Genomic DNA, 25,048 nt, shown 5'->3' on the forward strand with positions numbered 1-25,048 from the left:
GCCCTGTTTCAGGCACTCGCCCGGCGAGTGGGCCGGGCGATGCGGAAAGCGTGCGGCGTAGCGCTGTAACTCAGTACAGACGCTCGCGGCGGCGCTGCTCGCGCTGCACTTTCTTGGCGTGACGCTTAACAGCGGCAGCGGCCTTGCGCTTACGCTCGGCGGTCGGCTTTTCGTAGAACTCGCGGCTACGAACTTCAGCCAGTACACCTGCTTTTTCGCAGGAGCGCTTGAAACGACGCAGGGCTACGTCGAAGGGTTCGTTCTCTTTAACTTTGACGGCGGGCATCCAGGTCGTACCTTCAATGATTACCGGGGGTTTATCGCGCTCCTGACAGTTGGTTCGGGAGTCGGCGGTTTTCAAGGGTTGCGGATATTAAACGTTCGGGCGAAGGAATGCAAAGCCTCCGATCGAAAAGCGCTGGTCCGAAGCCAAGCCGGCGATTATGATGCGCGGCTTCAAATTTGCCCAGAGTAAAGGCTCAAACCCATGCGAGTGCTGGGGTTGGAAACCTCCTGCGACGAAACCGGCGTCGCACTTTACGACAGCGAAAAGGGCCTGTTGGCCGACGCGCTGTTCAGCCAGATCGACCTGCACCGCGTCTACGGTGGCGTGGTTCCCGAGCTGGCTTCCCGTGACCACGTCAAGCGCATGCTGCCGCTGATCCGCCAGGTGCTGGACGAGTCCGGCTGCACGGCCGAAGACATCGACGCCATCGCCTACACCGCCGGTCCCGGCCTGGTGGGGGCGCTGCTGGTCGGTGCTTCCTGCGCCCAGGCCATGGCATTTGCCTGGGGTGTACCGGCCGTCGGCGTGCACCACATGGAGGGCCATCTGCTGGCGCCGATGCTGGAAGAGCAGCCGCCGAAGTTCCCGTTCGTCGCCTTGCTGGTTTCCGGCGGTCATACCCAGCTGGTTCGGGTCGATGGCATCGGCCGTTACCAGCTGCTCGGCGAGTCGGTGGACGACGCCGCCGGCGAAGCTTTCGACAAGACAGCCAAGCTGCTCGGCCTGGGCTACCCCGGTGGTCCGGAGATCGCGCGCCTGGCCGAGCGCGGTACCGCCGGTCGCTTCGTCTTCCCGCGACCGATGACTGATCGCCCGGGCCTGGATTTCAGCTTCAGCGGCCTGAAGACCTTCGCCCTGAATACCTGGCAGCGTTGCGTCGAGGCCGGCGATGACAGCGAGCAGACCCGCTGCGATATCGCCCTGGCGTTCCAGACCGCCGTGGTGGAGACCCTGACCATCAAGTGCCGCCGCGCGCTCAAGCAGACGCACCTCAAGAGCCTGGTGATCGCCGGTGGCGTCAGCGCCAACCAGGCGCTGCGCCAGCATCTGGAGAAGATGCTCGGTGAGATGAAGGGGCAGGTGTTCTACGCCCGCCCGCGCTTCTGCACCGATAACGGCGCGATGATCGCCTATGCTGGCTGCCAGCGGCTGTTGGCCGGGCAGAAGGATGGCCCTTCGATTGGCGTGCAGGCGCGCTGGCCAATGGAGTCGCTGCCGGCTGTCTGAATAATGAAGCTGCAAACGACGCGGCACATGCTCTGAGCGGCATGGGCCGTTTTTTCGCTTGCAGCGCGGTTTGCCGGACGGGAAGCTGGCTGATCAGAAGTGACGTTCGCGTCCGGCGATGAGGTCGCGCAGGTTGCTGCGGTGACGCCAGACGATCAGGCCGGTGAGCACGGTCATCGGCAGCAGTGCCGACGGCTCCTGCCAGGCCAGCAGCGGCAGGGTCAGCGGCGTGGCGACCAGGGAAGCGAGCGAACTGGTGCGCGAGAGCTTGAAGGTGACCAGCCAGGCCGCTGCCGCGAGCAGCGCCGCCGGCGGGTACAGCGCCAGCAGCATGCCGGCGGCAGTGGCGACGCCCTTGCCGCCACGGAAGTTGAAGTAAAGCGGATAGAGGTGGCCGATCACTGCGGCCAGCCCGACCCAGGCCTGCTGCATGTCGGTCAGGCCGATCTGGCGGGCAATGAGTACGGGCAGCAGCCCCTTGGCGAGGTCGCCGAGCAGGGTGAGGATGGCGATCTTCTTGCCAGCCAGGCGCAGCATGTTGGTGGCGCCGGGGTTGCCCGAGCCGCTGGCGCGCGGGTCGGCGGTGCCGAACAGGCGACTGAGGAGTACCGCGAAGGACAGTGATCCGAGCAGGTAGGCGAGGATCGCCAAGAACCAGAACATGGTTTCCACCGGAGACGAGGTCGTTTCCGATTCTAACGGGGCGCCGGCCGATTGTCGTGCAGCCTTGGAGCATGCAGTCAGTGGACAGAGTTTTCATCGAGGGGCTGGAAGTGGACACCGTGATCGGCGTCTACGACTGGGAACGGGGTATCCGGCAGTGCCTGCGCCTGGACCTGACGCTGGGCTGGGACAACCGCCCGGCGGCGGCCGACGACGACATCACCAAGGCTCTGGACTATGCCGTGCTCTCCGAGCGCGTGATGGCGTTCGCCCGTGATGCGCATTTCCAGCTGGTGGAAACCTTTGCCGAACGCCTGGCTGCGCTGCTGATGGCGGAGTTCGGCATCCAGTGGCTGCGCCTGAAAGTCACCAAGCCCGGCGCCGTCGCGGCGGCCATCGGCGTGGGTGTGGAGATCGAACGCGGATGCCGCTGACGACGGTCTACCTGGGCCTGGGCAGCAACTTCGAGCGCGAGCGTCATCTGCTCGCGGGGCTCGAGGCGCTGGAGGGTTTCCTCGAGGATATCCACTGCTCGCCGGTGTTCGAGAGCGAGTCGGTGGGCATTCGCAGCGGTCCCTTCTACAACTTCGTGATCGTGGCGCGCACGGATCTGCCACTGGCGGAGCTGAGCCTGCGGCTGAAGCACATCGAGGCGGACAACGGCCGTTACGCGCCGGAGCGCAAGGGGCTGCCGCTGGATATCGACGTGCTGCTGTACGGCGATCTGCACGGCGAGTTCGATGGTCTGACGCTGCCGCGTGCCGAGGTGTTGAAGAACGCCTTCGTGCTCTGGCCGCTGTCGCTGCTGGCGCCGCAGCTGAAGCATCCGGGCTTGCAGCGCACCTTTGCCCAGCTGTGGGCCGAGGCGCGGATCGACCAGCGACTCTGGCCGGTGCCCTTCCAGTGGCGCGGCGTGGAGCTGACGCCGGCGGCACTGCTTGAGGCGCATCCGGCGGCCTAAGGGCTTTTCTGTAGGAGCGAGCTTGCTCGCGAACCGCATAACACCGATCCAATCGGTGAGATTGTTCGCGAGCAAGCTCGCTCCTACAGGGTTATCCCACCGATTCAGCCCGTGTAGTTTTCCTTGTAGGTCTTCAGGGCCGTCAGGCGCTCGCGCTTGAGCGCTTCGCCCAGTTCGGCGCCCTTGTATCCCTTTTCCAGCAGCGGCTGCACGGCGACCGCGCGGGCAGCCTGGGCGGCGCCGCGCAGGTAATCCGCCTGCGGGTATGCTCGCTGTTCCAGCCCGTGGCGACCGCGGGTGTCCATCTCGCTGGCCTGGAGGAACTCTTCGAAGCGCTGTGGGCGGCGGTAGACGTCGAACGCCTGCAGTAATTCCAGGACGGTGTTCGGCCGCAGTTCCAGTGCGCGGTGGCAGTGGGTGTGGTACTCGCCGACGAGCCGCGCCAGCTCCTGGCAGTCACGCGGGACCTTGAAGCGCGCGTTGATCGCGTCGATCAACGGCAAGCCGAGGTGTTCGTGGGCGTGGTGTTTCGGCCAGTCTTCCTCTCGTGTCTCACCCTTGCCGACGTCATGCACCAAGCTGGCCCAGCGCACGCTGAGCGGCTGGTCGCGTTCGGCGCACTGGCGCAGGACGGCGAGTACGTGTTCCCCGGTATCCACTTCCGGGTGGTGCGCGGGCGGCTGCGGCACGCCGAACAGCGCATCGACTTCTGGCATCAGTACGGCGAGGGCGCCGCAGTCGCGCAGGACCTGGATGAACACGTCCGGGCGCGGTTCCATTAGGGCGCGGGAGATTTCCTTCCAGCTGCGTTCGGCGGTCAGCGCTTCCAGTTCGCCGGACTCGGACAGCTCGCGCATCAGCGCCAGGGTTTCCGGCGCTACGCGGAACCCCAGCGGCGCATAGCGGGCGGCGAAACGGGCCACGCGCAGCACGCGCAGCGGGTCTTCGGCGAAGGCGGGGGAGACGTGGCGCAGCAGCCGGGCCTGGAGGTCTTTCTGGCCGCCGTAGGGGTCCACCACCGCGCCCTGTGCGTCCTCGGCCATGGCGTTGATGGTCAGGTCGCGGCGGATCAGGTCTTCTTCGAGGGTGACGTCGGGGCTGGCGTAAAAGGTGAAGCCGCCGTAGCCGCGCCCGCTTTTCCGCTCGGTACGTGCCAGGGCGTATTCCTCGCCGGTTTTCGGGTGGAGGAATACCGGGAAGTCGGCGCCCACCGGGCGGTAGCCCTGGGCAAGCATTTCGTCGGCGCTGGCGCCGACCACCACCCAGTCGGTGTCGCTGAAGGGCTGGCCGAGCAGGCGGTCGCGCACGGCGCCGCCCACCTTGTAGATCTGCATGAAGCTGTCTCCTGTTCTGGGGGATAGCTTCGGGGTTTGCTGGGAGAGGTTCAAGCGGAGCAGTTCTTGGGGCGCTGGGGGCGGTTCGCGAGCAAGCTCGCTCCTACAGGCACGGGGTGCTTTCGCAGGAGCCTGGCCCTTGTCCGCGATGGGCTCCGCTGCGGGGATTATCGCGGACAAGGTCCATTGTTACGGGGACTCCATCACGGCGAAGCGGCGGGGACTTGCTTCAGCAGGGCTTGGATGGCGTCCTGCAACAGCGTCGCGCTGGCATGGGCCGGGCTCAGGCCGGTACTGACGGTGCCCTCCCAGAGCGTCTGTTCCTGCGCATCGGTCAGCCGCAGGCGCAGGGTGCCGGTTTCGTCGTGCAGGCGGTGGATGGCGAGGTAGGGGCCGAGCGGGTTGGGCGGTGGGGTGTCGACCTTGAACTCCAGCGGCGCGTCCTGCAGGGCCAGCCAGTAGTAGACGCGGATCTGCGGCGTGGCGCTTTCCCGGTAGCCGCGCTCGATCAGGCCCTGGCGCACCTGGGCGTTGATCAGTGGGTAGCGGTTACGGTAGGGCAGCGCGTCGACGGCGTTCTCCGGCGGCATCAGCTGGAAGTCGCGCAGGCTCGATAGTCGTGCGTCGGCCGGGTGGGAAACCTGTGCCCTCGGCACCTGGTTGGTGCAGGTTGCGACGGCAAGGCAGAGCAGCAGGATGGCGAACAGGCGCATGGCGATCTCCACGGGGAGTCTCGCCATGCTGGAAGCGGCCCGATGCACCGGTCAACCGATCAAATGGGTGGAATGATCAGGTCGAGCCGCGGGTATCCCTCCTCGCTGTCGCGTTCACCCTTTGGGGGCATGTGGAAGGTGTTGACCAGGTTGTCGCCCTGCAGGGTTTCCAGGTGGATGTCGAAGCCCCACAGGCGGTGCAGGTGTTTGAGCACGTCGTCGGTGGAGTCGCCCAGCGGTTTGCGGTCGTGCTGCTGGTGGCGCAGGGTCAGCGAACGGTCGCCGCGGCGGTCGACGTCCCAGATCTGGATGTTCGGCTCACGATTGCCGAGGTTGTACTGCGCGGCCAGGGTTTCGCGGATCTTGCGGTAGCCGTCGTCGTCGTGGATGGCATCGACCAGCAGGTCGTCCTTCTGGTCATCGTCGAGGATGCTGAAGAGCTTGAACTCGCGGATCACCTTGGGCGAGAGGAACTGCAGGACGAAGCTCTCGTCCTTGAAGCTCTTCATGGCGAATTTCAGGGTGGCCAGCCAGTCGCTGCCGGCGATGTCCGGGAACCAGCGCTTGTCTTCCTCGGTGGGCTCCTCGCAGATGCGGCGGATGTCGCGGTACATGGCGAAGCCCAGGGCGTAGGGGTTGATGCCGCTGTAGTAGGGGCTGTCGAAGCCGGGCTGGTAGACCACGCTGGTGTGGTACTGCAGGAACTCCATCATGAAGCCGTCGCTGACCAGGCCCTCGTCGTAGAGATCGTTGATCAGGGTGTAGTGCCAGAAGGTCGCCCAGCCTTCGTTCATCACCTGGGTCTGGCGCTGCGGGTAGAAGTACTGCGCGACCTTGCGCACGATGCGCACCACCTCGCGCTGCCAGGGCTCCAGCAGTGGGGCGTTCTTCTCGATGAAGTAGAGGATGTTCTCCTGCGGCTCGCTGGGATAGCGGGCCAGGCCCTGTTCCTTGTCCTTGCCGGCGGCCTTGGGAATGGTCCGCCAGAGGTCGTTGACCTGGCGCTGGATCTGCTCTTCGCGCTCCTTCTGACGCTGCCGCTCTTCCTCGGCGGAAATCGGGTAGGGCCGCTTGTAGCGGTCCACGCCGTAGTTCATCAGGGCGTGGCACGAGTCCAGCAGGTCTTCCACGGCATCGATGCCGTAGCGTTCCTCGCATTTGTTGATGTAGGACTTGGCGAACACCAGGTAGTCGATGATCGAGGTGGCATCGGTCCAGGTGCGGAACAGGTAGTTGCCCTTGAAGAAGCTGTTGTGCCCGTAGCAGGCGTGGGCGATCACCAGCGCCTGCATGCACTGGGTGTTCTCTTCCATCAGGTAGGCGATGCACGGATCGGAGTTGATCACGATCTCGTAGGCGAGGCCCATCTGGCCGCGCTTGTAGTTCTTTTCCGTGCTGAGGAAGTGCTTCCCATAGGACCAGTGGTTGTAGCCGATGGGCATGCCGACGGAGGCGTAGGCATCCATCATCTGCTCGGCGGTGATTACCTCGATCTGGTTGGGGTAGGTATCCAGCGCGTAGCGCTCCGCGATACGGCTGATTTCGCGGTCGTACTGCCGGATCAGCTCGAAGGTCCACTCCGAGCCGGTGGCAATCGGCTGACGCTTGCTCATGCGACGAGCCTCCTCTGGAACAGCTCGCGGAACACCGGGTAGATGTCCGAGGAGGAGACGATCTGCTGCTGAGCGAAGCTGTCTTCGAAGCTGTCGCGGATCTTCTCGTACTCGAACCACAGCGCCTGGTGCTCGCGCGGGGTGATCTCGACGTAGGTGTAGTACTGCACGAACGGCATGATCTGTTTCATCAGGATATCGCGGCAGACCGGAGAATCATCGTTCCAGTTGTCGCCATCCGAGGCTTGCGCTGCGTAGATGTTCCACTCGTTGGTGGGGTAGCGCTCGGCCATCACTTCCTGCATCAGCTTGAGCGCGCTGGAGACGATGGTGCCGCCGGTTTCGCGGGAGTAGAAGAACTCTTCCTCGTCGACTTCACGGGCGCTGGTGTGGTGGCGGATGAACACCACTTCGATCTTCTCGTAGTTCCGCTTGAGGAACAGGTAGAGCAGGATGAAGAAGCGCTTGGCGATGTCCTTGGTGGCCTGGGTCATGGAGCCGGAGACGTCCATCAGGCAGAACATCACGGCCTTGGAGGTCGGGTTGGGCTGCTTGATGAGCAGGTTGTACTTGAGGTCGAAGGTATCGAGGAACGGCACCCGGTCGATGCGCGCACGCATCTTGGCGATTTCCAGCTCCAGTGCCTGGATGTCGCCCAGGTTGTCCGGCTCTTCGCGCTTCAGGCGGTCCAGTTCGGCCAGCGCCGCGCGCAGCTTGCCGCGGGTGGAGCCGGACAGGGCGATGCGTCGTGCGTGGGCCGAGCGCAGGGTGCGCACGATGTTGATGCGTGAGGGATTGCCCTCGTTGCTGATGCCGGCGCGCACGGTCTTGAAGGTATCGCTGCCGGTGAGATGACGTTTGACCAGGTTGGGCAGTTCCAGGTCCTCGAACATGAAGTCGAGGAATTCCTCCTGGGTGATCTGGAAGACGAAGTCGTCCATCCCGTCGCCCTGGTTGCTGGCCTTGCCGCCGCCGCGTCCGCCGCCGCCGCCCTGGGGGCGCGGGATGTGTTCGCCGGAGGTGAACTCCTTGTTGCCGGGGTGGACGACCGTCTGCCGGCCGCCACGGCCATGGTGCAGCACCGGCTCGTCGATATCGCGGCCGGGAATACTGATCTGCTCTCCATGTTCCATATCGGTGATGGAGCGGCGGCTCACGGCCTCTTCCACCGCCTTCTTGATGTGCTCACGGTAACGCCGCAGGAAGCGCTGGCGGTTCACCGTGCTCTTGTTCTTGCCGTTCAGACGCCGGTCGATGACGTAGCTCATGAATGCTCCTCAGGGCCTGCTGCGCGGCGGCGTGGAGCCGCCCCGGAGCAGGTCCGAATGCGACGGCGACCGGCGCGACGGAAACCGCCGCGCCGATGGCAGACTACTGCGACTTGCGAACCCGCAGATACCATTCCGACAGCAGGCGCACCTGCTTCTCGGTATAGCCGCGCTCGACCATGCGTTTGACGAAGTCGTTGTGCTTCTGCTGATCCTCCTTGCTCGCCTTGGCGTTGAAGCTGATGACCGGAAGCAGGTCCTCGGTGTTGGAGAACATCTTCTTCTCGATCACCACGCGCAGCTTCTCGTACGACAGCCAGCTGGGGTTCTTGCCGTTGTTGCCGGCACGGGCACGCAGCACGAAGTTGACGATTTCGTTGCGGAAATCCTTCGGGTTGCTGATGCCGGCGGGTTTCTCGATCTTCTCCAGTTCCTCGTTGAGGGCGGCACGGTTGAGGATTTCGCCGGTCTCCGGGTCGCGGTATTCCTGGTCCTGGATCCAGAAGTCGGCGTACAGCACGTAGCGGTCGAAGATGTTCTGACCGTATTCGCTGTAGGACTCGAGGTACGCGGTCTGGATTTCCTTGCCGATGAACTCGACGTAGCGCGGCGCCAGGTATTCCTTCAGGAAGCGCAGGTAGCGCTCGCGGGTTTCCGGCGGGAACTGCTCCTGCTCGATCTGCTGTTCCAGCACATAAAGCAGGTGCACAGGGTTGGCGGCGATTTCATGCGGGTCGAAGTTGAAGACCTTCGACAGGATCTTGAAGGCGAAGCGGGTGGAAAGCCCGGCCATGCCTTCATCCACGCCGGCGGTGTCGCGGTATTCCTGGATCGACTTGGCCTTGGGATCGGTATCCTTGAGGTTTTCGCCGTCGTAGACGCGCATCTTCGAGTAGATGTTGGAGTTTTCCGGCTCCTTCAGGCGCGACAGCACGGAGAACTGCGAGAGCATCTTCAGGGTGTCCGGCGCGCAGTGGGCGTGCGCCAGCGAGCTGTTGACCAGCAGCTTGTCGTAGATCTTGATCTCGTCGGAGACGCGCAGGCAGTACGGCACCTTGACGATGTAGATCCGGTCGATGAAGGCCTCGTTGTTCTTGTTGTTGCGGAAGCTGTGCCACTCCGATTCGTTGGAGTGGGCGAGGATGATGCCGCTGTAGGGCAGGGAACCCAGGCCCTCGGTGCTGTTGTAGTTGCCTTCCTGGGTCGCGGTGAGCAAGGGGTGCAGGACCTTGATCGGCGCCTTGAACATCTCCACGAATTCCATCAGGCCCTGGTTGGCCCGGCACAGCGCGCCCGAGTAGCTGTAGGCGTCGGCGTCGTTCTGCGGGAATTCTTCCAGCTTGCGGATATCCACCTTGCCGACCAGCGCGGAGATGTCCTGGTTGTTCTCATCCCCGGGTTCAGTCTTGGCGATGGCGATCTGGTTGAGGATCGAGGGGTGCAGCTTGACCACGCGGAACTGGCTGATGTCGCCGCCGAACTCGTTGAGGCGCTTGGTCGCCCAGGGCGACATCACCGAGCGCAGGTAGCGCCGGGGAATGCCGTAGTCCTCTTCGAGGATGGCGCCGTCTTCATCGGGGTTGAACAGCCCCAGGGGCGATTCGAACACCGGGGAGCCCTTGATGGCGTAGAAGGGCACGTGCTCCATCAGTTGCTTGAGTTTTTCGGCCAGGGACGACTTGCCGCCGCCGACCGGGCCGAGGAGGTAAAGGATCTGCTTCTTCTCTTCCAGGCCCTGGGCCGCGTGACGGAAGAAGGCGACGATCTGGTCGATGCACTCTTCCATGCCATGGAAGTCGGCAAAGGCCGGGTAGCGACGGATCACCTTGTTGGAGAAGATCCGCGACAGGCGCGAATCGACGGAGGTGTCGAGTAGCTCGGGCTCACCGATGGCCATCAGTATCCGTTCGGCAGCGGTGGCGTAGGCGGTCTTGTCCTGCTTGCAGAGATCCAGGTACTCCTGCAGGGAGTATTCCTCTTGACGGGTCGCTTCGAAGCGTTCCTGGAAGTGACTGAAAATGCTCATGACGTCTCCTCGCTCGATGCATGGAGCCGGCGCGGGATCGGTCGTGTGCGGGTGCGGTCGGGCCGCCAGTGATGCCGGCGAGAATCCCCCAGAACTCCAACGGAACCTGGCAACTGCCCTGATCCGCCCCAAATGGTCACTGCCGATTACCCGGAAGCCGGTGTGCCGGCTCTCCCTGTTTTGGATGGCCTGAGGGAAAGGATAGTTCGTTCTCAGACCTGTAAAGGGCGAAAGCGCGAGAAGTTACAGATTTTTTGGGGAGCTATTCCGTCTCTTTCGTAGGGGCTTTCAGTCGGAGCCGCCCGCGCTGGTATCCGCGGGATAGACGCTGCGCCACAGTTCGAAGCCGCCGTCGAGGCTGTAGACCTCGGAGAAGCCCTGCTGGACGAAATAGGCCGCCGCACTCTGGCTGGAGTTGCCGTGGTAGCAGACCACCACCAGCGGTGCGTCCATGTCCGCTTCGCGGATGAAGTCGGCCACCGAGTAGTTGTCGATGTGCCGCGAGCCGGTGATGTGGCCCAGGGCGAAGCTCTGCGGGTCGCGGATGTCGACGACCTGGGCGCCGCCTTCGCGCAGTTGCTGGGCCAGGTCGGGGGCGATGCGCTTGAAGTCGCTCATGTGGGGTACCTCGCAAGACGCGGGGCGCTCGGCCCCGCTGGAATCAGGGGTGTTGGCGGGCGCAACTGCAGTGGATGCGCTCGAGGGTGTCGACGTTCAGCAGGGTCATGCTGCCGCCCCAGACGCAGCCGGTGTCCAGGGCGAACAGGCCGGGTACATCGCATTGGCCTTCCAGCGCCGCCCAGTGGCCGAAGATGACCTTGCGTCCGGCAGCCTTGCGTTCGGCGTAGCTGAACCAGGGGGCGTAGCCGGGCGGCGCGGTGTCCAGGCCTTCCTTGGATTTCAAGTCGAGCTTGCCTTCGGGGGTGCAGAAGCGCATGCGTGTGAAATAGTTGGTGATCACCCGCAGGCGCTCGATGCCGTGCAGCTTCTTGTCCCACTTGGCCGGCTCGTTGCCGTACATGCCGTCTAGGAACAGCGGCAACTGGTCGTCGTCGCGCAGTACCGCCTCGACTTCGGCGGCGCGCTGCAGGGACTTCGCGATCGACCACTGCGGCGGAATGCCGGCGTGCACCAGGGTGAAGTCGCGCGCGGCGTCGTGGTAGACCAGCCGCTGCTGGCGCAGCCACTCGATCAGCTCGGCGCAGTCCGGGGCCTCGATGATCTCGCGCAGGGTGTCGTTCTTCTTCAGGCGCTCGGTGTTGTAGGCCACGGCGACCAGATGCAGGTCGTGGTTACCCAGCACGCACACCAGCGACTCTCGGATGGCGTAGAGGTAGCGCAGGGTTTCCAGCGAGGCCGGGCCACGGTTGACCAGGTCGCCGACCAGCCAGAGCTTGTCCATCGCGGGGTCGAACCGTACCTGGTCGAGCAGGCACTTGAGCGGTTCAAGGCAACCCTGCAGGTCGCCGACGGCGTAGGTGGCCATCAGTGCAGGGCCCCCGGTACGGCCAGGCGGAACACCGGGATCTCGGCGTCGAAGTGGTGGCCGTCGTCGGCGATCATCTGGTAGCTGCCATGCATGCTGCCCACCTGGGTGGCGAGCACGGTGCCGCTGGTGTAGGTGTGGCTGGCGCCCGGCTCGATCAGCGGCTTCTCGCCGACCACGCCGGCGCCGCGCACTTCCTGCACGTGGCCGTTGCCGTCGGTGATGATCCAGTGGCGGGTGAGCAGCTTGGCGGCCTGCTCGCCCTGGTTGTGAATGGTCACGGTGTAGGCGAACACGTAGCGCTGCTGCTCCGGCTGGGACTGCTCCGGCAGGTGGCGGGTGGTGACGCTGACGGTGACGTTGTAGCGCGGATCGCTCATGCGGAAGTGTCCTGCGCAGGGTGATCGGCCAGGCGGTTGGCCAGGCGGACGAAGTCGGCCACGTCCAGCTGCTCGGGGCGCAGGGTCGGGTCGACGCCGGCGGCCTCGATCTCTTCCACGCTCATCAGCGCTCGCAGGGTATTGCGCAGGGTCTTGCGGCGCTGGTTGAAGGCTTCGCGGACGATGCGTTCGAGCAGGCGATGGTCCTTGGCCGGGTGCGGCAGTTCGGTATAGGGGACCAGGCGCACGATCGCCGATTCGACTTTCGGCGGCGGGTTGAAGGCGCCGGGGCCGACGGTGAACAGGTAGTCCACCCGGCAGAAGTACTGCACCATGATCGACAGGCGGCCCCAATCGCCATTGCCCGGCTCGGCAGCCAGGCGCTCCACCACTTCCTTCTGCAGCATGAAGTGCATGTCCTGGATGATCGAAGCGTGGTCCAGGAGGTGGAAGATCAGCGGCGTGGAGATGTTGTAGGGCAGGTTGCCGACCACGCGCAGCTTGTCGTCAGGGGAGGCGACCAGGCTGGAGAAGTCGAACTTCATGGCGTCGCCCTGGTGCAGGCTGAAGTTGGGCTTCAGGCCGAAGCGCCATTTCAGTTGTGGGATCAGGTCCAGGTCCAGTTCGATCACGTCGAGCTTGGCGCCGCTGTCCACCAGGCCTTCGGTCAGGGCGCCCTGGCCCGGGCCGATTTCCAGCAGGTGCTGGCCTTCCTTGGCGGCGATGGCGCGCAGGATCTTGTGAATCACCCCGGCGTCATGCAGGAAGTTCTGGCCGAAGCGTTTGCGGGCGCGGTGTTGGAAGAGTTCGGACATCGAGGGCTCCGGAGGAGCAGCTGGGAGCGCGAGGCTGCGAGCTGGGGACGAAAAACCGTCAGTTTACCAGCCCTGCGTGGCCAGCACGAAACGCTGGCCGAACGGAGAGGCGGGATTCACCTGTGCACGGCGCCGGCTTCGGCCATCTGGTAGGCGGTTTCCAGGGCGACCTGCAGGCTGCCGCTGTCGATCCTGCCGGTACCGGCGAGATCCAGGGCGGTGCCGTGGTCCACCGATGTACGGATGATCGGCAGGCCGAGGGTGACGTTGACCGCCGCGCCGAAACCCTTGTACTTGAGCACCGGCAGGCCCTGGTCGTGGTACATGGCGAGTACGGCGTCGCAGTGCTCCAGGTGCTTGGGGGTGAACAGGGTGTCGGCCGGCAGCGGGCCAATCAGCTGCATGCCCTCGGTGCGCAGGCGTTCAAGGGTCGGCTCGATGATGTCGATTTCCTCATGGCCGAGGTGGCCGCCTTCTCCGGCGTGGGGATTCAGGCCGCAGACCAGGATGCGTGGGTTGGCGATGCCGAACTTGTCGCGCAGGTCGGCGTGGAGGATGCGGGTGACCCGCTCCAGACGCTCCGGGGTGATGGCGTCGGCGATCTGCCGCAGCGGCAGGTGGGTGGTCACCAGGGCCACGCGCAGCCCGCGGGTGGCGAGCATCATGACGACCTGGGCGGTGGAGGTCAGGTCGGCGAGGAATTCGGTGTGGCCGGAGAAGGCGATGCCCGCTTCGTTGATCACACCCTTGTGCACCGGCGCGGTGATCATCCCGGCGAAATGCCCGTCGAGGCAGCCCTGGCCTGCGCGGGTCAGGGTTTCCAGCACGTAGGCGGCGTTGGCCTGGTTCAGCTTGCCGGGTTCGACCGGAGCGGCCAGCGGGGTGTCCCACACGTACAGCGTACCTGCGGCGGATGGTGCGCTCGGCCAATGCCCAGGGCCGACCTCCTGCAGGGTGATGCTCAGCCCGAGCTGCTCGGCACGCTCAGCCAGCAGTTGGCGGCTGGCGACGGCGACCAGCGGATGGGGCTGGGCTTCGCGGGCGAGCAGCAGGCAGAGGTCGGGGCCGATGCCGGCGGGCTCGCCGGGAGTCAGGGCAAAAAGCGCGGAAGTGCTCATCAGGTGATCTCGAATCAGGGCATTGGAGCGGATGCGCCTACTCTACGACGAACCCCCTCCACGACGAAGCTTGGTGCGGATAAAAAGAAACCCGGCCAAGGCCGGGTTTCTTCGTAGCGACTCAAGCGGCTTACTGCTTGATCTCGACGTAGGCTTCGTCGCGGATCTGCCGCAGCCAGGCCTGCAGTTCCTCGTCGTACTTGCGTGCGCGGAGGGTCTGGGCAGCCTGCTGCTCGCGGAACTTGTCGCTGCTGTCGGTGGCGCGGCGACCGAGGACTTCCAGCACGTGCCAGCCGAACGGCGAACGGAACGGCTTGGTGACCTGGCCTTGCGGCGCGTTGTTCATCACCTCGCGGAATTCCGGTACCAGGGATTCCGGGTCGACCCAGTTCAGGTCGCCGCCATTGAGCTTGGAGCCCGGGTCCTCGGAGTACTTCTTCGCCAGTTCGCCGAAGCTTTCGCCGGCCTGGATGCGCTCGTAGAGCTTCTCGGCCAGGCGCTGGGTCTCTTCGTCGCTGCGGATTTCGCTGGGCTTGAGCAGGATGTGGCGGACGTGCACTTCGTCACGCAGCATCTTGCTGCCGCCGCGCTTCTCTTCCAGCTTGAGGATGATGTAGCCGCCCGGCGTGCGCACCGGCTCGGTCACGTCACCCACGGCCAGGCTGCCGACCATGCTGTCGAACGGGGAGGGCAGCTGGGCGGCTTTGCGCCAGCCGATCTCGCCGCCTTCCAGGGCGTTGTCGCCAGCCGAGCGGGACACCGCCAGCTGGTTGAAGTCCGCACCCTGCTTGAGTTGCTGGTACAGCTCGGTGGCCTGGCGGCCGGCGGCCTGCACGGTTTCTGGCGAGGCGCCATCGGGTACCGGGATCAGGATGTTGGCCAGGCGGTACTCTTCCGAGAGCTGGATCTTGCCCATGTCGGAAGCGAGGAAGTTCTGCACTTCCTGCTCGCTGACCTGGATGCGCTCGGCCACGCGGCGCTGGCGCACACGGCTGATGACCATCTCGCGGCGCACCTGCTCGCGGGCGTCGTCATAGGACAGGCCGTCGTGGGCGAGGGCGGCGCGGAACTGGTCCAGGCTCATGTTGTTGCGCTGGGCGATGGTGCCCATGGCCTGGTTCAGCTCCTCATCGGTGATGCGGATGCCGGAGCGGTCGCCGATCTGCAGCTGGATGTTCTCGATGATCAGGCGCTCGAGCACCTGCTGGGTCAGAACATGTTCCGGCGGCAGCGGCGCGCCGCGCTTCTGGATGGTTGCACGGACTTCGCGCAGGCGTTGGTCCAGCTGGCTCTGCATCACCACGTCGTTGTCGACGATGGCGACTACACGGTCCAGCGGAACCACTTCGGCGTGCACGACGGAACTTACCAACAGCGCGCCCAGCATCAGCGGGCGCAGGGCCTTACATAGAATGGTCTTCACGTTGACGATAACCCTGGATACCTTGGTCGAGGAAGCCTTCCACCTGGTTGCCAACCACGCCGCCAAGGCCTTTCAAGATGATTTGCAGGAACACACCGTGGTCGGACTTCGACGTGTCGTTGGAGGTGAGGAAATTCTCGTCGTCGTAGTTGACCCAGTAGCGATTGATCAGGCGCAGCTTCCAGCAGCAGCTGTCGTATTCGAAGCCGCCGAAGGCTTCCAGTGTACGGCTCTGGTTGTAGTCGAACTGCCAGCGACCGATTGCAGCCCACTGCGGCAGTACCGGCCACATGAACGAGAAGTCGTGCTGGTCGATCTTGTTCACGTCGTTGTTGTATGTGAACCGGCCGGTATTCGGATCGAAGCTCTTGGTGTCGGCGCGATAGCGGTAACCGGCGTTCAGAATCTTGCGGGGATCGGCTTCAGGCTGATAGTGGAACATCAGGTTGCCGTTGTCGGTGTGATGCCTGTCCGCGTTCCAGTTGAAGTCCGAGCTGGCGAACCAGTCATGGTTGAAGCGATACAGGCCGGTCAGGGCGTACGGCGAGCGCCAGGTATCGGCGTCCGGGTTTTCCTGGCCGTTGACGCGCAGGTCGTTCTCGGTCAAGCCCGGCAGCTGTACGCGGCGGTCGCTGAAATAGTAGATCTGGCCGGCAGCGATATAGGCGCGCTCGAAGCCGTCGTCCTCGATGAAGCGCGAGCCCAGGCCCAGGGACAGCTGGTTGGCGTCGCCGATGCGGTCCTTGCCGGTGAAGCGGTTTTCACGCCACAGCGAGTCGTAGCTGAAGGTGAATTCGCCGGTGTCGAAGGTCGGCAGGTTGTCCTGGTTCTTGTACGGCACGTACAGGTACATCGCGCGCGGTTCCAGGGTCTGGCGGAATTTGGTGCCGCCGAAGGTGGTGTCGCGATCGAAGTACAGGCCGCTGTCCAGCTTGGCCAGGGTCAGCGCGCGGTCAGGGCTGCTGTCGTAATTGATGTACGATGGTAGCGTTGCCTTGCCTCTGCCATCCAGGTCCAGGTCATACTTGGTGTACAAGCCCTTGACGGTCGGGGTCATGAAGCCCCAGCCGCGCGTCATCGGCAGACTGATGCCGGGTTCGGCATGGAAGCGATCGCCGGTGGCGCGAGCCAGGCCCTGGATATTGGCGTCCGGGCGGGTGCCTTTGATGGTGCCGTCGTCATTGAGGTAGACGGTTTCATCCAGGTCGCGGTCGAAGCGCACGGCTTCGGTGCCGTAGGTGAATTTCAGACCGCCCGGGTTGAACGGCAGCGTGCCGTCCAGGGTAAGTTGCGGCAGGCGATCGTATGGCGTCACGTCGGTCACGTTCGCCAGCTGGTAGGCCTGCGCATTCAGGCGTGCGGTGTAGCTGTCGCCACGGTAAGTCAGCGAGCCCTGCTGGTTCACGTAGGTCGGCGCGTTGATGCCCAGCGAGGTGTCCAGGTCCTGGAAGTAGTACGGGTCGCTGATGCGGGTGTAGTCCACCTGCGCCAGCAGGCGCGAATCCAGGCCGCTGACGTTCTTCCAGCCGTACAGCCAGCGGGTGTCGGTGTACTGCGGGAAGCCCTTGCGGTCGTCGTCCTTGTCGTTCAGGTAGGCCGCGTTGAACTGGCCTTCGCTGGAGTGGGTCAGGTAGCGGAACTCGCCTTCCATCAGCAGGCCACGCTTGACCATGTACTGCGGGTACAACGTGGCGTCGTAGTTCGGCGCCAGGTTGAAGTAGTACGGTGTGGTCAGGGTGAAGCCGGTGTCGCTGGAGCTGGAGAACGACGGCGGCAGGAAGCCGGACTGGCGACGGTTGTCGATCGGGAAATAGATGTACGGGGTGTAGAACACCGGAATGTCCTTCACCCGCAGGGTCGCGTTGGTCGCGGTGCCGAAGCCGGTGGCCGGGTTCAGCTTGATGTTGTTGCCCTTGAGGACCCACGCGTTGCTGTTGGGCTCGCAACGGGTGTAGGTGCCGTCCTTGAGCTGGATGATCGCGTCTTCCTGGCGCTTGGCGTAGAGCGCGCTGCCACGGACCTGGGCCTGGTGCATGACGTACTCGGCGTTGTCGATCTTCGCTGCGCCGTTGTCCAGTTGCAACTCGGCGTGGTCGCCGACGATCAGCGCGCCGTTGTCGCGCAGCTTGACGTTGCCGACCAGCTCGCCGCGGTTCTCGGCCTGGTGCAGGTTGGCTTCGTCCGCCTCGACCTGCATGCTGCCCTGGCGCAGGACCACGTTACCCGCGAGGGTGGCGATCTGCTTTTCCTGCTCGTAACGCGAAACCTTGGCCGAGACGTAGGTCGGCGCCTCGTCGTTGGGCGTCTTGTCGTTCATGCCCGGACGTACCGGCTCGACGTACTCGCCGCTGCAGTACGGGCCCATTTCTGCCAGTTGGGCGGCGGTCAGTTTCTCGCGCGGTACCCAGTCGAGGTGGCTGTAATCGGTGCTGCGCGACGTCAGGCCGCGGCCGCCGGACTGGGTGACCAGTTGCTTGGGTTCTTCAGTGTTGGTGGCGGAGCCGCCGGCGGACTTCTCGCCGCTGGTGGCGGCGGTGCTGGCGCCTGCGCTCACGGCGGTGGCACTGTGCTGCGGCCGCGGAACGCTGGTGGCGCTCTCCTGCGGTGCGCAGTTCCAGGAGCCGGAGGCGGAAGGTTGGCAGGCGAACTGCTCACCGGGTGCCGCGGTCACAGAGGCGAGCGGCTGAATAGCCAGCAGGCCACCGGTCACCAGTAAGGGGAATTTTCTACGGAACACGGGGAAATTCACTGCCATCTTGTTAATCCGGGCTTCCTGCGAGCCATCGGCCCAGTGAGGACCGCGAGCCACTCGATGGGCTCAAAAAGATGCTGGATAATAAAGCATGACCCGCGCAACGGCTAGGGCCGTGGAGAACCCATAAAGATGTCACAGGATGCCCGTTACCAGCAGATGATCCGCTGGTTGGACTTGAGTTTGCCCGTTGTGTTCAACGCCGAAGGCTGGGGCCCAGTGCCCGAGGCGAGCCTGACGCCGGCCAGCAGCGACGCCAGTTTTCGCCGTTATTTCCGTTGGCAGGGCGATGGCCGCAGCCTGATTGTGATGGATGCGCCGCCGCCCCAGGAAGATTGCCGGCCCTTCGTCAAGGTCGCCGGCCTGCTGGCCGAAGCCGGCGTGCATGTGCCGCAGATCCTCGCCGAGGATGTCGAGCAGGGCTTCCTGCTGCTCAGCGATCTCGGCCGTCAGACCTACCTCGATGTGCTGAACCCGCAGAACGCCGAGGAGCTGTTCGAGCCGGCGCTCGATGCGCTGGTGGCCTTCCAGCAGGTGAACGTCGCCGAGCGCCTGCCGGCCTATGACGACGCCCTGCTGCGCCGCGAGCTGCAGCTGTTCCCCGACTGGTACCTGCAGCGCCACCTGGGCGTTACCCTGGAGGGTGAGCAACTGGCCGCCTGGCAGCGTACCTGCGACCTGCTGGTGGCGAGCGCGCTGGAGCAGCCGCGCGTGCTGGTGCACCGCGACTACATGCCGCGCAACCTGATGCTCAGCGAGCCGAATCCGGGCGTTCTGGATTTCCAGGATGCCGTCTACGGCCCGGTCACCTATGACGTGACCTGCCTCTACAAGGACGCCTTCCTCAGCTGGCCGGAGCCGCGTGTGCACGATGGTCTGTCGCGCTACTGGCGCAAGGCGCAGGCTGCGGGCATCCCGCTGCCGGAGCGCTTCGAGGACTTCCTGCGCGCCAGCGACCTGATGGGCGCACAGCGCCACCTCAAGGTGATCGGCATCTTCGCCCGCATCTGCCACCGTGACGGCAAGCCGCGTTACCTGGGCGATGTACCGCGCTTCTTCCGCTATCTGGAAAGCGTGATAGCCCGTCGTCCCGAACTGGCCGACCTCGCCGCGCTGCTGGCCAGCCTGCCCAAAGACGAGACGCATCCCGCATGAAGGCCATGATTCTCGCTGCGGGCAAGGGCGAACGCCTGCGCCCGTTGACCCTGCATACGCCAAAGCCGCTGGTGCGCGCAGGCGGCGTGCCGCTGATCGAGTACCAGCTGCGGGCGCTTCGCCGTGCCGGTTTCGATCAGTTGGTGATCAACCACGCCTGGCTCGGCGAGCAGATCGAGGACTACCTGGGCGATGGCGCGCGGTTCGAGGTGAGCATCCGCTATTCGCCCGAAGGCGAGCCACTGGAAACCGGCGGCGGCATCTTCAAGGCACTGCCGCTGCTGGGGGATGAAGCCTTCGTCATCGCCAACGGTGACATCTGGACCGACTTCGACTACGCGAGCCTGCACGGCGCGCTGGCCGAAGGCGATCTGGCGCACCTGGTGCTGGTGGACAATCCGGACCATCACGCGCGCGGCGATTTCTGCCTGCGCGACGGCCGGGTGAGTGACTACCGCGAAGGCGAGCCGAGCCTGACCTACAGCGGCATCGCCGTCCTGCATCCGACGCTGTTCGACGGCTGCGAGCCCGGCGCCTTCAAGCTGGCGCCGCTGTTGCGCCAGGCGATGGCGGCCGGCCGCGTGAGCGGCGTGCAGCACGTGGGTCGCTGGGTCGACGTCGGCACCCATGAGCGTCTGGCTGACGTCGAACGCCAACTGGCGGAGGGCTGAGGTGTTCTGGCCGGGCACATTGCTGGGCCTGCTCGCCGGCTGGGCGCTGGCGAGCATTCCCGGAGCCTTGCTCGGAGGATTGCTCGGCCAGGTGCTTGACCGTCGTCTGAAGGTGCGCACCTGGCGTGGGCTGCTGGAGCATTTGCGCGGCGGCCCGCAGGTCGGTGACCGTGAGCTGCTGTTTCTTCTGCTCGGCCGCCTGGCCAAGATCCGGGGCCGCGTGCACGATGCGCACATCCAGCAGGCGCGTGCGGAAATGCTGCGCCTGCAACTGGATGACAGTGCGCGCCGCCAGGCCATCGAAGCCTTCGGGCGCGGCAAGAACGGCGGCGAAATGCTGGAGATCGGTCTGCGTCAGCGACGCGGTCATGAGGCGACCGCGGAAGGACTGTTGCTGGCCTGCTGGCGCATGGCCTGGGCCGTTGGTGCTCCAGGTTCGGCGGAGAAGCAACTGATCCTGCAGTGGGGTGACTGGCTCGGTCTTTCGCGCGCCCGCATTCAGGCCCTGGCCTTGGGCGCGGAGCGGACGAAGCCTGCGGTGACGCCGCGCGAGTCCTATACCCAGGCCTTGCGCGTGCTGGGCGTGACGCCGGACAGCGAACCGGAGGACATCAAGCGCGCCTACCGCAAGCTGGTCAGCCAGAACCACCCGGACAAGCTCGAAGGCCTGGGGGCCAGCCCCGAGCGCATTGCCGCCGCCACCGAGAAGACCCGCGAGATCCAGGCCGCCTACCTACTCGTCCGGCAGCGGCGCGGCTTCCGTTAATCGCTCTGCCCGACCGGCTCCAGGTGCATCGACAGCCAGCCGCGAACGCGGCGGTACAGCTGCTCCTGCTCGGTCGCAAGGTCGGCGGGCAGCGCGTTCATGCCGATCTGGATGTAGTTCGGTGACTTCTGCCGCTTGCTGGCCTGCAGGCGCCGCTGCGCCGCCGTGCGGTCGACGGCCTTGTCCTTGTAGTAGAAGTCGCCGGTGGCGAGGCTGAGCAGGGGCACCGTGTCTTCCAGCGAAGGCAGGAAGTCGCGTGGCATGGCGGGCGCCACCAGCAGCAGGTTCCTGATATCGGCCGGTGTGCGTTCGCCCAGGTAGCGGGTCGCCCAGTAGGCGCCGGTGCCGTGCCCCAGCAGGACGATAGCCTTGGGTTTGTGCTGCTCGGCCAGATCGACCGCCGCCTGGATGCGCGCCAGTACGCGCTCGGAGTGGGCCTTGCGCAGCTCCACCGGGTCGGTCGGCGTTGGCGCGGCCTCTGCCGGGTTGGCCTGGGCCGGCTCGGCGCTGCCGGTTTCGCCGGTGCTTTCCGGGGTGGGCGTGGCGTTGCCCGCGCTGCCCGTCACTTCCGGTTTGCTGGCACTGTCGGCGGCGGTGGCGTCGGTGTCCGCGCTGGCCTTGTCCGCCGACTCGGCCGGGCGCGGCACTGGGGCCGTGCTCTGCGGGTCGGGCAGGGTCACGCTGAGGCTCTGCCAGCCGGCGTCGGGCAGTTTGCGCCGCAGCGGGGCGATCGCCACCGGCCAGTCGGCGCTTTCGCCATCGCCGGGGATCAGGATCACCACGCCTTGCGCTTCGGCGGTGTTGGCCGGCAGCCAGAGGGCGAGGAAGCTTTCGTCACCCGCTTGCAGCATCTGCCGCTCCTGTTCCGGCAGCTGCCGTTCCAGACCGCTGGCGTCGTCCCGGCTGCGCTCGCTGACCTGCGGCCGCACCGCCGGTGCCGCCGCGGGCTTTTCCTCGGCGGCGGGCTTGGCCTCTCCAGCCCAGGCCGGCGACAGGCCGAGCGATAGGCAAAGGGCGAGCAGGGTAGGGCGAGGCAGATGCGGCATCGGCGATATCCATGTCAGGGCGGGCGCGAGTGCGGCCAGCCTAGCGGCTGTTATTGAGTTTGTCAGGCGCAGGCCATGCCGGGTTCCGCTGGGGTTGCTGTAAGGTATGCCGGCTGTTTAGTGGCGCAATGAAATCCTGGGGTGCTGTCGGCATGAGTCGTCTGTTCTGGAAAGCCTGTCTGCTCTGGTTGTGTTGCCTGCCGTTGCTGGCTGCGGCGGAGAACGCGGCACCGCCTCTGGCGCTCGACGATAGCCAGCGCGTCTGGCTTGCCGAGCATCCGCAACTGCGCGTCGGTACGCTGCTGGAAGCGCCTTATGTGCAGCAGGACCGCCGCCTGCAGCAGTTGTCTGGGGCGAACGTCGAGCTGCTGGAGTGGCTGGCCAAGTCCATGGGGGTGACCCTGCAGTGGCGCACCTATACGGACCTGGCGGCGCTGGAGCGCGCGGTGCGTGCCGGGGAGATCGACCTGGCGCCCGGCATCAGCCAGACGCCGGCAGCCTTGCGCGACTGGCTGTTCTCCGACCCCTACCTGCGCGTGCCGCGCCTGGTCGTGGGCGACCGCCGCAGCGGTACATCGGTGGAGCTGGACAACCTCGGCGACGGCGAATCCGTCTCGGTGCGCGGGCCCGGACCTGTGGTGGATTACCTGCGCAGCACCTATTCGAGTCTCGCGCTGCAGGTGGTCGACAGCGACCGCGAGGCGCTGCGCAAGGTGCTTGGCAGTGAAGCCAACTATGCGGTGATCGACGAGGCGCAGCTGGCGCGCCTGACGCGCGAGACCGAGTTCACCGGTCTCTCGGTGGTGGCCGATATCGGCTATCCGCAACTGCTGCGCGTAGCCACCCGGCGCGATCTGCCGGAGCTGGCGTCGATCATCGATGCGGCCCTGCGTGCGGTGCCGGCCAAGGACCTTGACCAGCTCCACGAACGCTGGCTGCAGCCAAGCTATCCGCGCCTGGGCTCCTCGCCGGGCTTCTGGCAGAACCTCTGCATCCTGCTCGGCCTGCTATTGGCCTTCGCCACCGGCGCACTGCTGTTGCAGCGCCGCCAGCATCGGGCGCTGGAGTCACGCCTGGTCGCCGTGCGGCGCGATATCGAGCTGCGCCAGGCCGCCGAGCAGGCGCTGCGCCTGACCCAGTTCGCCATCGATAGCAGTACGGTGGGCATCCTCTGGGTCAACTGGGACAGCCACGTGCGCTATGCCAACCGCGCCGCCGAGGAAATGCTCGGCTACCTGCCGGGCGCCGTGGTGGATCGCCCGTTGGCGGACCTCGAACCGACGCTGGACATGGACCGCTGGCTCAACCTCTGGCGCCGCGCGCGCAATGCCGACGAGGCGCCGCTGAGCTTCGAGACCCAGTGCCTGCGTGCCGACGGCCAGTGGCTGCCGGCGGATGTCTCGCTAAGCTTCCTGCGCTTCGGCGATTCCGAATACCTGCTGGTGTTCCTGACCGACGTCACCGAGCGCCGCCGCGCCCGCGCGGCGCTGGAGGAAAGCGAAGCGCGCCTGCAGGGCATCGCCGCCAACGTGCCGGGGCTGGTGTTCCGCCTGGAGCCCAACGCGCCGGACGACGACTCCGATTTTGCCTACATCAGCTTCATCACTGGCGGCAGCGAGACCTCGCTCGGTTACGCCCCCGGCTACCTGCGCGAGAGCGGCCTGGGGATCATGGGGCTGGTGGTGCCCTCCGAGCGCGACAGCTATCTCGCAAGCCAGTTGCAGGCGGTGGAAAGCGGCAGCAACTGGCGCTGGCAGGGACGCATCCTCACCCGCAGCCACGAGCAGCGCTGGGTGGACATCAAGGCCACGGTGCGGACCCTCGACGATGGCCGCCTGGCCTGGGACGGCGTGGTCTGGGACATCACCGAGAACAAGCAGATCGAGCTGGAGCTGGGCGAGTCCCGCGCGCAATTGCGCGAATTGTCGGCGCACCTGGAGAGCGTGCGGGAGGAGGAGAAGGCGCGCATCGCACGGGAAGTCCACGATGAACTGGGCCAGGTGCTCACCGTGCTCAAGCTGGAAACCTCGATGTGCGAGCTGGCCTACGCCGAGCTGGACAGCGGCCTGCGCGAGCGCCTGGACAACATGAAGCGCCTGATCGCCCAGCTGTTCCAGCTGGTGCGCGACGTGGCCACCGCGTTGCGCCCGCCGATCCTGGATGCCGGCATCGGCTCGGCGGTCGAATGGCAGGCGCGGCGCTTCGAGGCGCGCACGCAGATCCCCTGCCTGGTGCAGGTGCCGGAGAATCCACCAGCGCTGTCGGACGCCAAGGCCATCGGCCTGTTCCGCATCCTCCAGGAGGCGCTGACCAATGTCATGCGCCATGCCCAGGCGCATACTGTGGAGCTGCAACTGAGCGTCGAGGGCAACGAGTTGTGCCTGCGCATCGAAGACGATGGCGTGGGCTTCGACCCGGGCGCCACGCGCCAGGGCGTGTCCTTCGGCCTGGTGGGCATGCGTGAGCGGGTGCTGATGTTCGGCGGCACGCTGCAGATCGACAGCCAGCCGGGGGAGGGCACCACGCTGTGGGTTCGGGTGCCCCTGGCTGCTGAAACGAAAGATCGATAACGATAATGACAATGAGCGGGAGGAACGGCGGTGATTCGAGTGCTGGTGGCGGAAGACCATACGATCGTGCGCGAGGGCATCAAGCAACTGATCGGCATGGCCAAGGACCTGCAGGTGGTGGGCGAGGCCACCAACGGCGAACAGCTGCTCGAAACCCTGCGCCAGACCCCCTGTGAAGTGGTCCTGCTGGACATCTCCATGCCCGGCGTCAACGGCCTGGAAGCCATCCCGCGAATCCGCGCGCTGAACAATCCGCCGGCGATCCTGATGCTGTCGATGCACGACGAGGTGCAGATGGTGGCCCGTGCGCTGAAGGCCGGCGCCGCCGGCTATGCCACCAAGGACAGCGACCCGGCGCTGCTGCTCACGGCGATTCGCAAGATCGCCAGCGGTGGCCGCTATATCGATCCGGAGCTTGCTGACCGCATGGTCTTCGAGGTCGGCCTGACCGATTCGCGGCCGCCACACGCGCTGCTCTCCGAACGCGAGTTCTCGGTATTCGAGCGCCTGGTGCACGGCGAGGGCGTCAACGAGATCGCCCAGCAGTTGGCGGTCAGCAGCAAGACCATCAGCACCCACAAGGCGCGGCTGATGCAGAAGCTCAACGCCAACTCGGTGGCGGACCTGGTCCGCTACGCCATGGAGCACAAGCTCCTCTGAATAGGCCTGTGCCGCTGTTTGATCTGTGACAGTTGGCTGACTGAATTTTCCCGCCACTCTGTGCGACGTGTCCGATTTCTGTAAGAAGCCGTCTATCTAGCCAACGTGAGGCAGG

23 protein-coding genes are annotated in these 25,048 nt (G+C 65.4%); 8 read left to right on the forward strand and 15 right to left on the reverse strand.

Translation table 11 applies throughout. The features are described from left to right. Positions 1-70: 70 nt before the first annotated feature. Entirely contained in the window at positions 71-286 is a 216-nt protein-coding gene (gene rpsU, locus ACNFBT_RS26145) for a 30S ribosomal protein S21 (RefSeq protein ID WP_003085057.1), read from the reverse strand. A gap of 201 nt (positions 287-487) precedes the next feature. Between rpsU and tsaD the strand changes: the two genes are divergently transcribed. Beyond that, positions 488-1,513, forward strand: coding sequence for a tRNA (adenosine(37)-N6)-threonylcarbamoyltransferase complex transferase subunit TsaD (gene tsaD, locus ACNFBT_RS26150; protein ID WP_416753639.1), 1,026 nt, complete (start codon positions 488-490; stop codon positions 1,511-1,513). Between the two features lie 93 nt (positions 1,514-1,606). On the opposite strand, the gene plsY is transcribed toward tsaD, so the two are convergent. Further along, positions 1,607-2,176: a glycerol-3-phosphate 1-O-acyltransferase PlsY gene (gene plsY, locus ACNFBT_RS26155; RefSeq protein WP_416753640.1), complete on the reverse strand. Its 570-nt coding sequence runs from the start codon at positions 2,174-2,176 to the stop codon at positions 1,607-1,609. Between the two features lie 80 nt (positions 2,177-2,256). Between plsY and folB the strand changes: the two genes are divergently transcribed. Both folB and folK read left to right on the forward strand, forming a co-directional pair. Then, a complete protein-coding gene (gene folB, locus ACNFBT_RS26160; protein ID WP_343578197.1) occupies positions 2,257-2,610 on the forward strand; it encodes a dihydroneopterin aldolase in 354 nt (117 codons plus the stop codon). Beyond that, positions 2,601-3,137, forward strand: a complete 537-nt coding sequence (gene folK / locus ACNFBT_RS26165; protein ID WP_416753642.1) for a 2-amino-4-hydroxy-6-hydroxymethyldihydropteridine diphosphokinase — start codon at positions 2,601-2,603, stop codon at positions 3,135-3,137. Before folB ends, folK begins: the two co-directional genes overlap by 10 nt. Positions 3,138-3,241: 104 nt before the next feature. On the opposite strand, the gene ACNFBT_RS26170 is transcribed toward folK, so the two are convergent. The 12 genes from ACNFBT_RS26170 to ACNFBT_RS26225 all read right to left on the reverse strand — a co-directional run bounded on the left by ACNFBT_RS26170 (position 3,242) and on the right by ACNFBT_RS26225 (position 18,068). Beyond that, positions 3,242-4,471, reverse strand: a complete 1,230-nt coding sequence (locus ACNFBT_RS26170; RefSeq protein WP_416753643.1) for a multifunctional CCA addition/repair protein — start codon at positions 4,469-4,471, stop codon at positions 3,242-3,244. Between the two features lie 203 nt (positions 4,472-4,674). Next, positions 4,675-5,184 (reverse strand): DUF4136 domain-containing protein, encoded by a 510-nt coding sequence (locus ACNFBT_RS26175; RefSeq protein ID WP_416753709.1) that lies wholly within the window; start codon positions 5,182-5,184, stop codon positions 4,675-4,677. Between the two features lie 59 nt (positions 5,185-5,243). Further along, positions 5,244-6,797, reverse strand: a complete 1,554-nt coding sequence (locus tag ACNFBT_RS26180) for a SpoVR family protein (protein WP_416753644.1) — start codon at positions 6,795-6,797, stop codon at positions 5,244-5,246. After that, positions 6,794-8,065: a YeaH/YhbH family protein gene (locus tag ACNFBT_RS26185; protein WP_416753645.1), complete on the reverse strand. Its 1,272-nt coding sequence runs from the start codon at positions 8,063-8,065 to the stop codon at positions 6,794-6,796. Before ACNFBT_RS26185 ends, ACNFBT_RS26180 begins: the two co-directional genes overlap by 4 nt. A gap of 103 nt (positions 8,066-8,168) precedes the next feature. Continuing rightward, positions 8,169-10,091 carry a PrkA family serine protein kinase gene (locus tag ACNFBT_RS26190; protein ID WP_416753646.1) on the reverse strand — a complete coding sequence of 641 codons (1,923 nt, stop codon included), beginning with the start codon at positions 10,089-10,091 and terminating at the stop codon, positions 8,169-8,171. A 288-nt stretch (positions 10,092-10,379) separates the two neighbouring features. Continuing rightward, complete coding sequence (glpE, locus tag ACNFBT_RS26195; protein WP_416753647.1) at positions 10,380-10,709, reverse strand: thiosulfate sulfurtransferase GlpE; 330 nt, start codon at positions 10,707-10,709, stop codon at positions 10,380-10,382. A 43-nt stretch (positions 10,710-10,752) separates the two neighbouring features. Next, on the reverse strand, positions 10,753-11,577 hold the full coding sequence (locus tag ACNFBT_RS26200; RefSeq protein ID WP_416753648.1) for a symmetrical bis(5'-nucleosyl)-tetraphosphatase: 825 nt from the start codon (positions 11,575-11,577) through the stop codon (positions 10,753-10,755). Then, positions 11,577-11,957, reverse strand: a complete 381-nt coding sequence (gene apaG, locus ACNFBT_RS26205; RefSeq protein ID WP_416753649.1) for a Co2+/Mg2+ efflux protein ApaG — start codon at positions 11,955-11,957, stop codon at positions 11,577-11,579. Before apaG ends, ACNFBT_RS26200 begins: the two co-directional genes overlap by 1 nt. Then, positions 11,954-12,772 (reverse strand): 16S rRNA (adenine(1518)-N(6)/adenine(1519)-N(6))-dimethyltransferase RsmA, encoded by an 819-nt coding sequence (gene rsmA, locus ACNFBT_RS26210; protein ID WP_416753650.1) that lies wholly within the window; start codon positions 12,770-12,772, stop codon positions 11,954-11,956. The genes apaG and rsmA overlap by 4 nt, the downstream gene beginning before the upstream one ends. A gap of 116 nt (positions 12,773-12,888) precedes the next feature. Beyond that, positions 12,889-13,890: a 4-hydroxythreonine-4-phosphate dehydrogenase PdxA gene (pdxA, locus tag ACNFBT_RS26215; protein WP_416753651.1), complete on the reverse strand. Its 1,002-nt coding sequence runs from the start codon at positions 13,888-13,890 to the stop codon at positions 12,889-12,891. 130 nt (positions 13,891-14,020) lie between these two features. Next, on the reverse strand, positions 14,021-15,313 hold the full coding sequence (locus ACNFBT_RS26220) for a peptidylprolyl isomerase (protein WP_416753652.1): 1,293 nt from the start codon (positions 15,311-15,313) through the stop codon (positions 14,021-14,023). Beyond that, on the reverse strand, positions 15,294-18,068 hold the full coding sequence (locus ACNFBT_RS26225) for an LPS-assembly protein LptD (protein ID WP_416753653.1): 2,775 nt from the start codon (positions 18,066-18,068) through the stop codon (positions 15,294-15,296). Before ACNFBT_RS26225 ends, ACNFBT_RS26220 begins: the two co-directional genes overlap by 20 nt. Positions 18,069-18,197: 129 nt before the next feature. Here ACNFBT_RS26225 and ACNFBT_RS26230 point away from each other — a divergent pair, with 129 nt between their 5' ends. The 3 genes from ACNFBT_RS26230 to ACNFBT_RS26240 are packed head-to-tail and all read left to right on the forward strand — an operon-like array spanning position 18,198 to position 20,657. Further along, positions 18,198-19,220 carry an aminoglycoside phosphotransferase family protein gene (locus ACNFBT_RS26230; protein WP_416753654.1) on the forward strand — a complete coding sequence of 341 codons (1,023 nt, stop codon included), beginning with the start codon at positions 18,198-18,200 and terminating at the stop codon, positions 19,218-19,220. Further along, on the forward strand, positions 19,217-19,891 hold the full coding sequence (murU, locus tag ACNFBT_RS26235) for an N-acetylmuramate alpha-1-phosphate uridylyltransferase MurU (RefSeq protein WP_416753655.1): 675 nt from the start codon (positions 19,217-19,219) through the stop codon (positions 19,889-19,891). Before ACNFBT_RS26230 ends, murU begins: the two co-directional genes overlap by 4 nt. A 1-nt stretch (position 19,892) precedes the next feature. Further along, positions 19,893-20,657, forward strand: a complete 765-nt coding sequence (locus ACNFBT_RS26240; protein ID WP_416753710.1) for a DnaJ domain-containing protein — start codon at positions 19,893-19,895, stop codon at positions 20,655-20,657. On the opposite strand, the gene ACNFBT_RS26245 is transcribed toward ACNFBT_RS26240, so the two are convergent. Further along, positions 20,654-21,703 carry an alpha/beta hydrolase family protein gene (locus ACNFBT_RS26245; RefSeq protein ID WP_416753656.1) on the reverse strand — a complete coding sequence of 350 codons (1,050 nt, stop codon included), beginning with the start codon at positions 21,701-21,703 and terminating at the stop codon, positions 20,654-20,656. The genes ACNFBT_RS26240 and ACNFBT_RS26245 overlap by 4 nt on opposite strands. A 152-nt stretch (positions 21,704-21,855) precedes the next feature. On the opposite strand from ACNFBT_RS26245, the gene ACNFBT_RS26250 reads away from it, so the two are divergent. Both ACNFBT_RS26250 and ACNFBT_RS26255 read left to right on the forward strand, forming a co-directional pair. After that, positions 21,856-24,273, forward strand: a complete 2,418-nt coding sequence (locus ACNFBT_RS26250; protein ID WP_416753657.1) for a PAS domain S-box protein — start codon at positions 21,856-21,858, stop codon at positions 24,271-24,273. A gap of 30 nt (positions 24,274-24,303) precedes the next feature. After that, the gene (locus tag ACNFBT_RS26255) at positions 24,304-24,933 is read left to right on the forward strand and encodes a response regulator (RefSeq protein WP_416753658.1); all 630 of its coding nucleotides are present in this window, start codon (positions 24,304-24,306) and stop codon (positions 24,931-24,933) included. The last annotated feature ends 115 nt before the right edge of the window (positions 24,934-25,048 follow it).

Origin of the sequence: Pseudomonas sp. NY15181, from assembly GCF_048068055.1 — a bacterium.
Taxonomy (GTDB): domain Bacteria; phylum Pseudomonadota; class Gammaproteobacteria; order Pseudomonadales; family Pseudomonadaceae; genus Pseudomonas.